This window comes from Candidatus Poribacteria bacterium (assembly GCA_026706025.1).
Classification (GTDB): domain Bacteria; phylum Poribacteria; class WGA-4E; order WGA-4E; family WGA-3G; genus WGA-3G.
The window spans coordinates 23359-36156 of record JAPOZO010000093.1 but is presented as its reverse complement, the minus strand read 5'-3'; the positions used below and the strand labels follow the sequence as shown (position 1 = coordinate 36156).

The 12798-nt window shown below is 48.1% G+C and carries 10 protein-coding genes; 3 read left to right on the top strand and 7 right to left on the bottom strand.

Annotated elements, in window-relative coordinates:
• Positions 1-223: 223 nt before the first annotated feature.
• Positions 224-799: a pentapeptide repeat-containing protein gene (locus OXH00_23910; GenBank protein MCY3744070.1), complete on the bottom strand. Its 576-nt coding sequence runs from the start codon at positions 797-799 to the stop codon at positions 224-226.
• A gap of 311 nt (positions 800-1110) precedes the next feature.
• Here OXH00_23910 and OXH00_23905 point away from each other — a divergent pair, with 311 nt between their 5' ends.
• The 3 genes from OXH00_23905 (at position 1111) to OXH00_23895 (ending at position 5888) form a co-directional block, all read left to right on the top strand.
• Entirely contained in the window at positions 1111-2748 is a 1638-nt protein-coding gene (locus OXH00_23905) for a sigma-70 family RNA polymerase sigma factor (protein MCY3744069.1), read from the top strand.
• A gap of 131 nt (positions 2749-2879) precedes the next feature.
• Entirely contained in the window at positions 2880-4202 is a 1323-nt protein-coding gene (gene larC / locus OXH00_23900) for a nickel pincer cofactor biosynthesis protein LarC (GenBank protein MCY3744068.1), read from the top strand.
• A 420-nt stretch (positions 4203-4622) separates the two neighbouring features.
• Entirely contained in the window at positions 4623-5888 is a 1266-nt protein-coding gene (locus OXH00_23895) for an ABC transporter permease (GenBank protein MCY3744067.1), read from the top strand.
• Positions 5889-5906: 18 nt separating this feature from the next.
• Here the strand turns inward: OXH00_23895 and OXH00_23890 are convergent, their stop codons facing one another.
• From OXH00_23890 to ubiA, 6 genes are all read right to left on the bottom strand, one after another.
• Positions 5907-7718, bottom strand: a complete 1812-nt coding sequence (locus tag OXH00_23890) for a RecQ family ATP-dependent DNA helicase (protein MCY3744066.1) — start codon at positions 7716-7718, stop codon at positions 5907-5909.
• Between the two features lie 24 nt (positions 7719-7742).
• Positions 7743-8516 carry a glycosyltransferase family 2 protein gene (locus tag OXH00_23885; GenBank protein ID MCY3744065.1) on the bottom strand — a complete coding sequence of 258 codons (774 nt, stop codon included), beginning with the start codon at positions 8514-8516 and terminating at the stop codon, positions 7743-7745.
• A gap of 190 nt (positions 8517-8706) precedes the next feature.
• Positions 8707-9189, bottom strand: coding sequence for a hypothetical protein (locus tag OXH00_23880; GenBank protein MCY3744064.1), 483 nt, complete (start codon positions 9187-9189; stop codon positions 8707-8709).
• A gap of 103 nt (positions 9190-9292) precedes the next feature.
• Positions 9293-10807, bottom strand: coding sequence for a sulfatase-like hydrolase/transferase (locus OXH00_23875; protein MCY3744063.1), 1515 nt, complete (start codon positions 10805-10807; stop codon positions 9293-9295).
• A gap of 138 nt (positions 10808-10945) precedes the next feature.
• Positions 10946-11767: a sugar phosphate isomerase/epimerase gene (locus tag OXH00_23870; GenBank protein MCY3744062.1), complete on the bottom strand. Its 822-nt coding sequence runs from the start codon at positions 11765-11767 to the stop codon at positions 10946-10948.
• Positions 11768-11897: 130 nt separating this feature from the next.
• Complete coding sequence (gene ubiA / locus OXH00_23865; protein ID MCY3744061.1) at positions 11898-12749, bottom strand: putative 4-hydroxybenzoate polyprenyltransferase; 852 nt, start codon at positions 12747-12749, stop codon at positions 11898-11900.
• Positions 12750-12798 lie beyond the last annotated feature (49 nt).

Genomic DNA, 12798 nt, shown 5'->3' with positions numbered 1-12798 from the left:
ATTATCCCATGCGAGAAAAAATGCATTTTAGGTAAACCTCTTGTGTTATGTTAACGTCACATATAATAGGAAAGAGGGGAAGTGCTATTAAGTATTTTAGTCCTAATCTCGGAGTCGTAAGGACAACCCATAGATTGAGACTATAAAGCAGAATTGCCAGTTAGTACTCGGACGACCCTTGAATAACAAGTTTCGGAAACCTGCAAAAGAAGAGATCAGCTGCCTAATTTCGTCCTTTTTTGGTGATAGCACCTTCGAGATCGGATTCGCGATATACGGCTTCAGAGAGATCAACCTCATATAGATACGCATCTTTGAAGTTAGCACCGAGCAAAACGGTACCTTTCAGCTTGATTTCACCAAAAATTGCCTCTTCAAGGTTCGCATTCTCAAAACTCGTGAGTGACCCGAAAGGTCCCGGCACCTCACATTTTGGGCAACCGAGAGTGGCACGGCGTAGGTCGGCACGCTTGAAGTTTGTGCCACAGAGCAGGCTTCCGCTCAGGAAAGCACCACGTAAATTCGCTTCCTCAAGGTTCGCGTCCGTTAAATTACTACCGACCAGATACGTTCGATGAAGTATAGCACCCGAAAGATCCGCACCGGTGAGATTCGCATCGTTGAGATTCGCGTCCGTTAAGTCCGTGTTCCGTAGGTCGGTACCGCTCAAGTCTGCTGTCGATAAATCAATACCCGCGAGCGATTGGTTCGCTAAATCAAGGTTTGCAAGATTTTCACCAGAACAGGATTCACCGGCTTGGCATCTTTTTACAATTTCGTTTTGTGTGAGTTGAGCCATTAACTGCCTCCAATGGTTATACCGAATTCGCTTTATCTTTCGCCTATGCGGCTTCCTAAACTTGCAAGCTAATATTAGAGTCTGTCTCATAAATACAATTTGTCCCAATTCACCTGAGTGCGGGGGTGGTAGATTGGGGTTACAAACCCCGCCTACGATTTATGAGATAGATTGTAAGATATATTAGAAGATTACACTTAATAGCATATCACATACCTACTAAAAAGTTAAACCTTTTTTCATAATTTTTGCTGTGTGAGGCAAATTCAAACACTTCGGTCTGGAGATCGAGACTACAATGAGGTGAGGACATGAGAAACTATTACCCGGCATACCCGGTAGAACCTGAACTTTTTGCAGAGGAAGAAGAGAAGGACGAGGACCCAGTAGAGTCTCCGAGGGATGAGACCTTCGCATACTTACAAAAGATAGCCAAGACCCCTTTGTTGGACCCTGAACAGGAAACCGCCCTCTTTGAAAAATATCAAGACGGTCTCCAGATGTTCACCACTAAATTAAATGAATTTCCGAAGTGGATGTTCGCTTCACTTGACATCGCTGAAGATGACGCGCCAGACAACAAACACAAATTTGAACCCCAACAATCGGAACACGGGTTAATCATAAGCCAAATTCGCGCCGAAATCCAAGCACTCGATGTTTTATTGGACAAATTAGAGGCGAAGGCGAAATTACTAAAGCAAGCACGCTGGAAAATTTTTGAAGGGAACTTGCATCTCCTTAAAAAATATGTTGATGAGACCTCGCCGCCTGAATTAATGCAGGCGGGAAGTCTTGGACTTTTAAAAGCTATTGACGATGGCGATACAAAACGCGGGGCAGAATTCCGTACTTATGCCCGACAAACGATTCGCCGCAGCATTAGTACCTTTAACGAAAAAATGGCGAAATCGAGGCAGCAGCTACGTGAGACACCACTTACAGAAATACCATCGATACGCGACTTTGCGCGTGTCACATTCACACCTTTCGACGAGGAACAGGAATTCCACGCTTTTCAAGAGTACGACGTTATTCGTTGTGAAATTGAGACACTCTTGGAGGAATTGCCACCTGATATGTTACCCAACGGGACCGCTACGCGTTCGCTACGCGCATTACGGTTCGTTCTTGAAGACTTACGAAACGAATTTGCACATATCAAATGGTTAGCCGATCAATTGGAAACCGCGGATCAGGTTACGCACGGCACGAAGCTGAAAATCGTTGAGGCGAATCTCCGACTTGTCGCCAGCATCGCGAAGCAACATCACTTCAGCAAAACATCATTAACTTTCCTCGATTTGATGCAGGAAGGCAGCCTCGGATTGATGCGCGCTGTGGATAAATTCGACCATACCCTCAAATTTCGCTTCAGCACTTATGCAACATGGTGGATTATGCAGTCCATTAAACGCGCACTTGACCAGCAAGGGCAGATGATCCGTGTTCCCTGCTATATCGGTGAAGCCCGACGTGCTATTAAGCAGGCACAATCAGATTTGACGACCGAACTCGGACGCGAACCGACGACAACCGAAATCGCGAGTGCAGTTGAACTCACTGAGAAAAAAGTCTCCGAAATTTTCAACGCTACCCGGGATCCTGTACCGCTTGATGCACCTATTAATGAAGATTCACCTGACGGTTCATTTTCTGAACTCATCCCGGATCAATCTCAAATTACGCCAGAGAACTACTTGCTCGATTACGCCAAAATTGAGGTTATCACTGAGATCCTCAACCGGACGCTCAACCCACGTGAAACACAGGTCGTTATCTTACGATATGGGTTGATTGATGGCACTGAATACACTTTGGCGGATATTGGAGACAAACTCCGAATCAGTCGGGAGCGCGTACGGCAGATAGAGACTGAAGCCATTGACAAACTTAAGAAACACCTTGAATCAACAGAGTTACTCCAAGAGTTGCTCCAGGTCTCTTAAAATCGTGAGCGCAGCGACGGTCATCTCAACGAGGTGACCGTCAACTCTTAATTTGATCTTGGCATAGTCGTAGGCACACGCCGTATGCTGTCCCTATGCGACACCAAAGGTCCAAAAGAGGTATAACTACGGTGAAAATCGCGTATTTTGACTGCTTTTCAGGTATCAGTGGCGACATGACACTCGGGGCATTGGTTGATGCCGGGGTGCCACCCGAAATACTTACGGATGGCTTGGCGCCCCTTAAACTTGAGGCTGAATTCAGCCTGCACTTTGAAAAATCCGTAAAACACGGTATCACCGGCACGCGAGCGATTGTAGAGGTACACCCAGCACACACACCTTCACACGAAGAATCGGCGCACGAGCATTCCGATACCCATACGCACGAACACTCCCATACGCATACGCATGAACATTCCCATCATCATGAGCATGGACCCAGCCGCCACCTCTCCGATATTTTCCAGCTGCTTGACGATAGCGATTTAGAGGCAGAGGTTCGCGATACCGCAAAACGCGTCTTTGACCGACTCGCTGAAGCAGAAGCAAAGGTTCACAATACAACGAAAGATAAAGTGCATCTCCATGAAGTCAGCGGGATTGATTCGATCGTAGACATCGTCGGGTCAGTCATTGGTCTTACACACTTGGATGTTGATGCTGTTTACGCCTCTCCGCTCTCTCTGGGCAGAGGTTTTGTCCGATGTGCCCACGGACTCATGCCTGTTCCTGTCCCCGGCACCATGGAACTCCTACAAGGTGTGCCGATCCATCAAACCGACATTCCGAAAGAATTGGTAACCCCAACCGGCGCGGCACTCATTACGACACTATCGCAAGAATTCGGAGTCATGCCACAGATGCGGCTCAACCGCGTCGGATACGGTGCCGGTACTCGCGATCTCGAACAACGTCCCAACCTTCTCCGCCTCTGTCTCGGTGAAAAAACGTCCGACATCAGTTCAAAGACGAACCACCATCACACTGAAACTGATAGTGTTGATATTATTGAAACCAATGTAGACGATATGTCACCGGAGATTACCGGCTATGTTACGACCCAACTCTTTGAACACGGAGCACTCGACGTTTTTCTCACGCCGACCTTGATGAAAAAGGGCAGACCCGCAACACAAATTACTGTGCTTTGTCCGACTGTGCATCGGGACAAACTCATTGAACGCCTCCTCACCGAAACCACCACTTTTGGCGTGAGGCTCTCTTCTGCTGACCGGATCAAACTCCGTCGTGATTTTGTCCAAGTCGAAACACAATGGGGCACAATCCAAGCAAAACGCGGATACTTCAACGGCACGCTTATCAAGACCATCCCTGAATATGAGGACTGCAAACGTCTCGCCGAACAAAACAACGTCCCACTCCGACAAGTCTATACAGAAGCACTCAGTAACCTCAGTTCTGTTGACACTGTAAATCGTTCTGAAGTCTAAAATGTTTCTTTATCTCTTCTACGCCGCATCCGTCAGAAATCTAACAGTTATCTGATTTGTAACAGTCTTATTTTCCTTTTTTAAACCCTTTAGCCCGAAATCATCCTCTTTATAACAGTTAAAATCTAATGCTGTCCCACCAAGAGTGCATCCAAATGTACGTATAAGTGGAAGTTTCTACAAACCGACTATTCTCGCAATTAACCTGACGCTGTTTTACGCAACCTTTTGGCTGCTTGTGACCGAAACCTATCCTAACATGAGGTCAACTTAAAGGTTATGCACCCTTTCCGCGTCGAAATTGTGTCACTAATGATAGGAAGTTGGAGCCTATAAGACTCAAGTATAAACGTCAATTTCAGCGGACGCTAAGTGCTCGGCTTGACCGAGGAACGATACGGAGTATATTACCTTTACAACATGAAAATACGAGATGCTATTGCTGCAGGTATTGCGCACCTTGCTCAAAATAGGCTTCGCGCTGGGTTGTCCATTCTCGGTATCTTCATCGGGATTGCCAGTGTGCTTTGCATGATGGCAATCGGTGACGGGGCAAAACTTATGATTGCCCAAGACATTGAGAAACTCGGCGGTGCCAACCAACTCCGACTCTGGACGCGCTCTTATATTTGGAAAAATCGACGGTTTTTCCGCCGCACAACCGAACGATACACCCTTGAGGATGTTCATGCTATTGAAGCCGAATGCCCCAAGGTGCAGTTTGTCTTACCTAAAAATGAAGGGTACAGGCCTCTGGTTACCAGTGCAGATGGTAGCCAAGTGCGTCATACACTCGAAGGTGTCACACCAGACTACGCTCGGGGTCTCCATTGGGAAGTTCGGGCTGGCAGATTCCTCTCCGAAAGCGATGTTGAAGATGCCAAGCAAGTTTGCGTCCTGGGGGCGGACACTGCCACTGAACTCTTTGGAGAAGCCTCCGCACTTGGGCAAGAGGTAAAAATTCGGTATTATTGGCGGCAACCGCCAGTAAGAGTACGGGTTGTCGGGGTCATGAAAACGAAAGGCAGTAGTATCAACACTTGGTACTCTTTAGATGAGACTGTTTGTATCCCGTTGACGACGCATCAACAACGGATGTCAGGCACTCGCTATATTGAAGATCTCATTATCTTTTTTCAAAAAGATGCTGATGCTTACGAGATCCTTGATTCCGTTAAGGATGTTCTGCGAAAAAGGCATCGCGGGAAGGACGATTTTATCGGATATTGGGTCCCTAAACGGTCTGCCAGGAGACTTGAACGCATCGAAAAGATGATAAAAATCTCTTTGGGAAGCATTGCAGGTTTCTCGCTGTTTGTCAGCGGCATCGGTATCATGAATATATGCCTTGTCTCTGTGGGGGAGAAGACACGGGAGATAGGCTTGCGAAAATCCGTAGGCGCGAAACGGATTCACATCTTCTATCAATTCTTAACGGAATCGATATGCCTCTGTTTCTGTGGCGGTGTACTCGGTGTCGCAGGCGGTTGGGTGGCTGGGCACGGGATGGCACGGCTTGCGGTGCGCATCGTACCGATTGTACCAGAGTGGCCCGTGGTACTCTCTCTGCCGTGGATACTAACTGCTGTGGTTTTTTCTCTCATTATGGGTATTAGTTTTGGTGTCTATCCTGCCATGCGGGCGGCGCGACTTTCGCCAATTGAGGCACTCCGCACCGAAAATTAAATGACCGAAGGCTGATGGCTAATGGCTGATGGTTTGCGTTTGACACAAATCACACGTGCCGCATTGGTAACCTTCATCAATAGATTCGCCGAAATAGTCTCGAATCACGCGCATCCGGCAAGTCGTCTCTAATGCATAAACAATCATCTGATCAATCTGGCTCTGTTTTCGACGGACATAATCGCCGACTTCAATCTGCTCATCTGTCAACGTACTGAGCATTTGACTGTCTTCAAGCAGTTCAATAAGTAGTAAGTCTTCCTGCCCCCAATACTGAATGTAACCGTCGCTTTGCAGCTCAGCGAGGGCCTCCATGATCATCTTCGGATTTTGCCCAGTAGCTTCGCAGAGTTCCAGAATCGTTTTTACCCCGCTTCGCAATTGACGGAGAAGTTCCAGCTGCGCGGCATCTGCTGGCTCTGTTTCTTCGGTCCAGAGTCCGCGGAATCTCACTGAGAGTTGAGACGGAACGTTATACCACCGTTTCAAAAATCCAAGTTTTTCGAGATAACTGAGGCTGACAAGAATCTTTGTCGCATTGCCGCTGCTCATCCACTCTAATTCCTCGCTGGAGATTGTGCGGTAGGTACCGCTGCCCTTGAAATTTTCAACGACCTTTAAGAGTTTTAGCAAGAATTGTTTATCCGGCGCGCTTTCTCTGATAAACCATTCGTGCAGCCCGCGGTCCTCGTGGCAGAAAAGCAGGACACAGTGGGCATCCTTTTCGTCTCTGCCTGCCCTGCCAATTTCTTGGCAGTATTCTTCAAGCGTGCCAGTGAGTGTCCAATGCACGATATATCGGATGTCCGGTTTGTCGATCCCCATGCCAAAGGCGTTTGTGGCAGCGACAATGTCTAATCCGTTCTCGCTGTTATCGAAAAAGGCTTCTTGCACACGTGTACGTTCGGGCGGTTCAAGTCCAGCATGATAGAAATCTGCTCGAAACCCACGCCTTTGGAGAAAATCTGCGATCTCTTCAGTGTCGCGCCGCCGTCCGGCATAAATAATCCCATTTTTCGGTAAGGCGCGCGGGGCTCCAGAGTTCGCTGCTTCTTGCTCTCTAAGAAATGTTTCGAGTTGTTGATATTTTTCCTTGTTATCCTCATTGTGTTGGACCCTCAGTTTCAAGTTGGGCCGTTCAATCCCTTGGATGAGGATACGAGGGGTCGGTATATTTAGCACACTGAGTATGTCTTTTTGGATCTCTGGTGGTGCTGTTGCTGTGAAAAGTGAGATAACGCGCGGCTGAAGGACATCAATCGTATCTCTGAGTGATAGATAGGCGGGACGGAAATCGCGCCCCCATTGCGAGATACAGTGTGCTTCATCTATAACGAATAGTGAAATAGGGAACGCATTTAGAATGTCCAAAAACCGTCGGCTTCGCAGGCGTTCTGGGGAGACATAGAGTAATTTTATCTCGTTTCGCCGCAGACGTGCCAATTCATTCTGGTATTCTTCCCATGTCTGTGTGCTGTTTATGACGGAAACAGCATTGATGCCTTGTTCGCGTAAAGCATCAACTTGGTCCTTCATCAATGAGATGAGCGGGGAGATGACAACTGTGATGCTATCGAGCATCAAGGCAGGGAGTTGATAACACAACGATTTTCCATGTCCTGTCGGGAATACAGCGAACACGTTTTCGCCATCTAAAATCGCCTCAACAATCTCCCGTTGACCCTTACGGAAGAATGTGTAACCGAAGTGCGTATTGAGTGATTCCAGAAGCGGATCCGTCGGTGGTTCAGAATTTTGCACCGGTTCTGGTACATCAACCGACTCCAGAATGGCATCTACCTTTTTAAGCAAATCCTGCAAATTTGGCATATTTTTACGGTGTACGCTTATCCGCTACGAAAAGAACCGGAAGCGGAGAATGTGGAAAATTGCGGCAACGCCGTCTTTCCAACTAACGGTTTTCCCTTCGTGATAGTCTCTCCCGTGATAGGAGATAGGGACTTCAACGATTTTACACTTCCGCTTGGCGAGTTTCGCTGTGATTTCCGGTTCAAAACCGAACCTGTCCGAGTAGAGCGAAATGTTTTTTAGAATCGATGTCCGTATGACCTTGTAGCAAGTTTCCATGTCAGTCAGTTTTGTACCGTTGACGATGTTTGCGAGGGTTGTGAGAAATTGATTCGCGAGATAACTCCGTAATAACCCTGACTGCTTACCCTTCATAAACCGAGACCCGTATACGACATCGGCTTCGTCATCTAAGATAGGCTTCAGCAATTTCGGATAGTCTTGCGGGTCATATTCCAGATCGGCATCCTGAATGAGCGTAATCTCGCCTGTAATATGTTGGAAACCCGTGCGGAGTGTTGCACCTTTCCCTTTATTCACATCGTGATAAAAGACCTTTATCGATAGCTCGTCTATGTTTCCCGCATCTACGTCTATCGGCATCTCGGTTATTTCGAGGTAACTGGATATTTCGTTTGGAATATCTTCAATACTTTCGATTTCCGCTAAAATATCGCGCGTGCCATCTGTTGAAAAATCGTCAACAAGAATCAATTCTTTTTTCATACCGATTTCAACACTGACAACCTGTTGCAAAAGTTTTATTAGGCTTGCGACCTCGTTGTAAATCGGAATCACAATGGATAGCGTAGGCTCCATCTGGATGTCCCCAATGTTTGTCCCACTTCTTTAACGTAGGATATGATAGCGTCAAAGCGAGGTTGAACACACTTAATTTCTTCTACCTAAATGATACCGAATCTTTTTCTTAAAAGCAAGCATAAAAACAGAACAATCCAGCACCATTTGGTTCTGCGGTATCTTCAATCGTTGTGTTCACACGTTGTAACTAAGGTTTCAATACACGCGCTTCATCAAGTTTATTGACTAAGTAAGCAACACCCTCACCCTCAGCTATACCTAAGACAATCTTAGCTTTGCCATCAGGCGCGAAAAGCGATAGCACCCCGCCGCCCGCATTAACCATGAGAGAAGCACCAGTTTTCCCTTTTGATCCCTGAGTTGTCACAACGCCGTTACCCTCCCTGACCAAAAGAGAAGCGGCACCCATCCCTTGTGGACCCTTTGGTCCATAAGTGATCACACGCCCGCCATTTCTGTCCGAAGAGATAAGAACTTGAGGAGCCATACCCTCACGCATTACCGTTATATCCTTACGCACGATTAACTCTTGAACGGTCAGTTTATCAATCGTTTCATATCCAGATTGTGCTGTGGTGTCACTGTTCATGTGACCAAACATAAAACCAGCAAGGGTCAGCGATCCACCTAAAAACATATATTTCAACTTTTCACGCAATCTAAACTTCATTGAATACTCCTTGCCCGAAACAACTTGCGAGATGTTCTGAGAACGGCGTTGAGAAACATCCCTTGTTTAGTAGAAAGTCCACCACATAATTAGCATCCCTGTTTTAAGCATACGATAATCGCTCAACCCGTTTCTCCAAAGGCTCCATTGTCTCAAGAATAGTACGCATAAGCGATGCCTTGTCGTCGGCGTACGAAGCATTATTCCACAAATTCTCCCGCTCACCCGGATCCTTTTCCAGATCATAGAGTTCGCCGTAGGCGTGCCCACAATACCATGTCAACTTCCGTGTATCGGTTACAATCGTTTTAAGCCGCAAACCGCGTGGATCGTCCACACACTCAACTAACACTGAATCTCGGACAGATGCTGTCTCTCCGGTAAGCATCGGCATCATATCTACGCCATCTGTATCTGATGGGAGCGGCAAACCGACCGCAGACAACACCGTCGGTACAATATCAACGTGGCTGAACAGTGCCTGTGTGCGTTGCCCAGCAGGGATAGCCGCAGGAAACCGCATCAACGTCGGCACACGGACAAGCTGCTCATAGTGGAACGGTCCCTTCATCCAGAGACCGTGGTCACCGAGTAACTCACCGTGATCCGTCGTGAAGAGCACTAACGTGTTTTCTGCCAGTCCAGAGGTATCCAGACACTCCAGAATCCGATGCATCTGCTGGTCAATAATCTTCACCATATTGTAGTAATATGCCCTACCGAGTCGTGCATCTTCTTCCGAGACTTTACGATAGTCAGCACCGCCACCCTGTCCTGCAATGGCAAACCTTCCGCGTATCTCTGACTTTTCAAGTTCACCGCATCGCGCCTCCAAAAAATGCGGCGGTTTATCGTCTAATTCGCCTTCAACAAAATCGGGAAGCGGGACCTGTGCAGGATCGACACGCGCCGCAAATTCAGTCGGGACGCAGTGCGGGTGGTGCGGGTCTTGGAAACCGACTGCCAGCAGAAACGGTTGTGTCGCATCGTGGTTCGACAAGAAATCTACCGTCCGATCCGCCGTCCAGACACTATTGTGATATTTCAGCGGTATATCCCAGTCGTAAGCCTCGCCACCGAAACCCCTCTCACTGAGACGTGTCGCTTTACTGTAACGCTCGAACGCCTCTTCAGAGACCTGCGAACGTACCCATTCGCCATAATGTCCAGCGATGCCGTAAGTCGCGTGTCCAAGTGCTAATTCGACGGTTTCAAATCCGTAATAGGGACCTCGGAAATCGGGGTAGCGTGTCGTATCGTTACGCGTTTCGATGGACTGCTCTGCGGAGGCACCGAACGGTTGGAAGTGTGCCTTGCCGATATAGTGCGTGCGATACCCAACCTCACCCAGTCGGTGCGAGAGCATCGGCTCATCTTCAGGGACGTTCATACCGACATTCCACGCACCATGGCGGCTCACATACCGTCCAGAAAAGATTGAGGCGCGAGCAGGCGTACATACCGGGTTCGCACAATACGCACGCTCGAAACAGACCCCTTCAGACGCGAACTTATCCAGATGCGGCGTATCCGTGAACGTTGACCCGTAGCAGCTCAGGCTATCTGTCCGCTGCTGATCAGTTGTGATAATGAGTATATTCGGACGTTGTGTATTCATAGATGTTTCTGCTCTTGACATTAACAGCTTTTACTATCTTGTATTGATTTGAAGACGGAATTCATCGCACCGAATAGGGTTGGCAAATTATCTATGGTAAAGTTCGTTCTATTTTGAATGAAGGTAGCGAATTATAGATTACGGACAAAACGGTTTTAGGTAAGTGTAGCTCTGTTCCGCTGCGTCTTCTGGCTCCATAATCTCTCGAAACGCCTGATGCACCGTTACATAACCGTCGTAACCGATCGCTTCCAGACCTTCAAATACCCGTGGAAAATCAATACCACCTTCGTCTTGTAGACGGATCGGATCGTGCGGAACTTCTCCCTGAATCCACGTCAGAAGTCGCGTCTTTCCGTCTGGTCGGCGAATATGGTTCTGAAGATAGACGTTGAGAAGATACGGCGAAAACCGCTTGAGCGTCTCGACCCCGTAATCTTGTGCGCAGAGGTCGAGGTTGGCGGGTTCGTAGATGATCCCAAAATTCTTTCTGCCCACGCGTTTCAGGACATCGACCGATCCGTCTACTGTTTCAAATAGGCTCTGCGTATGTGATTGATGTGCGAGACGGATACCGCGCTCTGCAGCTTCGTCGGAGGCGCGTTGTGCCCAATGGATGTCTTCCTCAACCTTCATCGCAATGCGGATGAGGTCTGCGCCAAGCAGCTCCGTTAAATCGAGGTAAGGGGTAATACTACGGAGTCCATCGGGGCCTTGCTCGTTGTTGAGTGGCACCGGAAAATCGCCGGTGATCATTGAGACTTTTAAATTCAGTGATACTGCCTGTTTACGCGCGGCGGTAATCTGCTCTAAAGGTGAATGGATACCGACTTGGGAGGCGCGCATGCAGACCGCTTCGTAGCCGAGTCCGGCAGCGAGTTCGGTCAGTTGTGTGAAAGTATGTGTAGCGTCTCTTTTGGATGCTGTTTCCGCGACGCGTACGGAAAGTGAAAGTTTCATATTTTAATTTTACCTTGCGGAGAAACAACGGACATTTGAACTTTAACGTGCGTTTCTCAAATCCGTCCGCCACTTCGTTACGGACTACCGGTTTTGGGATTATCTTAAGAGACATCCATTCCTCTGAAAACTATAACAGTAAAATATCGGCAATTGAGAGTGCCATCAAGACAAGGCTAATCATGCCGTTCAGTGTGAAGAAGGCGAGGTTGACACGGGATAGGTCTGTCGGTTTGACGATTGCGTGTTCATAGATAAAAATTAACACGACGATACCGACACCGATATAATAGAAAACCCCTAACGCAACAAGGTGCGGGATACCGAGAAGGAGCAGCACGGCGATGACGTGCAAACCAGACGAGAGCCATAACGCCCACCGGATCCCGATTTTCGCAGGGACGGAGTGTAGTCCGTGTTTCCTATCGAAGTTGACATCTTGACACGCATAGATGATGTCAAATCCGGCTGTCCAAAGCAGCACAACAAGACACAGGACTATCGGTGGCAACGCGAAGCTTCCTTTGATTGCAATCCACGCACCGACGGGTGAGATGGAGAGCGCGAGTCCGAGCCAGAAGTGAGAGAATGCGGTAAAACGTTTGGTATAGGAATAACCCATAACCACAGCAAGTGCGACGGGTGATAAAGCAAAAGCGAGCGGGTTCAACCGCCATGCCGCGAAAACCAACAGGCCGGCAGAAACAATGGTAAAACACCATACCGCGCCCGTTGTGATTAAACCCGCAGGAATCGCACGCATGGCAGTGCGCGGGTTTATGCTATCAATCTCAGCATCGGCGAGTCGGTTAAACGCCATAGCGCAACTCCTTGCCCCTACCATCGCTACGAGAATCCAGCCGAGTTTTCGGAGCGGCGGAAAGCCGTCCGATGCGATAAAAGCACTCATCACAGCAAACGGAAGCGCGAAGACGGTATGTTCAAATTTGATCATCTCTAAGATAATTCTGAGTTTCCGCATCTTTGTCCCCGCAAACCGCTCACATTGTGTAGGCGCGAACTTTGCTCGC

Bases quoted from the DNA above. Each gene is read 5' to 3' on its own strand.
- OXH00_23910 (MCY3744070.1), bottom strand. From the start codon at position 799: ATGGCTCAACTCACACAAAACGAAATTGTAAAAAGATGCCAAGCCGGT.
- OXH00_23905 (MCY3744069.1), top strand. From the start codon at position 1,111: ATGAGAAACTATTACCCGGCATACCCGGTAGAACCTGAACTTTTTGCA.
- OXH00_23895 (MCY3744067.1), top strand. From the start codon at position 4,623: ATGAAAATACGAGATGCTATTGCTGCAGGTATTGCGCACCTTGCTCAA.
- OXH00_23890 (MCY3744066.1), bottom strand. From the start codon at position 7,718: ATGCCAAATTTGCAGGATTTGCTTAAAAAGGTAGATGCCATTCTGGAG.
- OXH00_23885 (MCY3744065.1), bottom strand. From the start codon at position 8,516: ATGGAGCCTACGCTATCCATTGTGATTCCGATTTACAACGAGGTCGCA.
- OXH00_23880 (MCY3744064.1), bottom strand. From the start codon at position 9,189: ATGAAGTTTAGATTGCGTGAAAAGTTGAAATATATGTTTTTAGGTGGA.
- OXH00_23875 (MCY3744063.1), bottom strand. From the start codon at position 10,807: ATGAATACACAACGTCCGAATATACTCATTATCACAACTGATCAGCAG.
- OXH00_23870 (MCY3744062.1), bottom strand. From the start codon at position 11,767: ATGAAACTTTCACTTTCCGTACGCGTCGCGGAAACAGCATCCAAAAGA.
- ubiA (MCY3744061.1), bottom strand. From the start codon at position 12,749: ATGCGGAAACTCAGAATTATCTTAGAGATGATCAAATTTGAACATACC.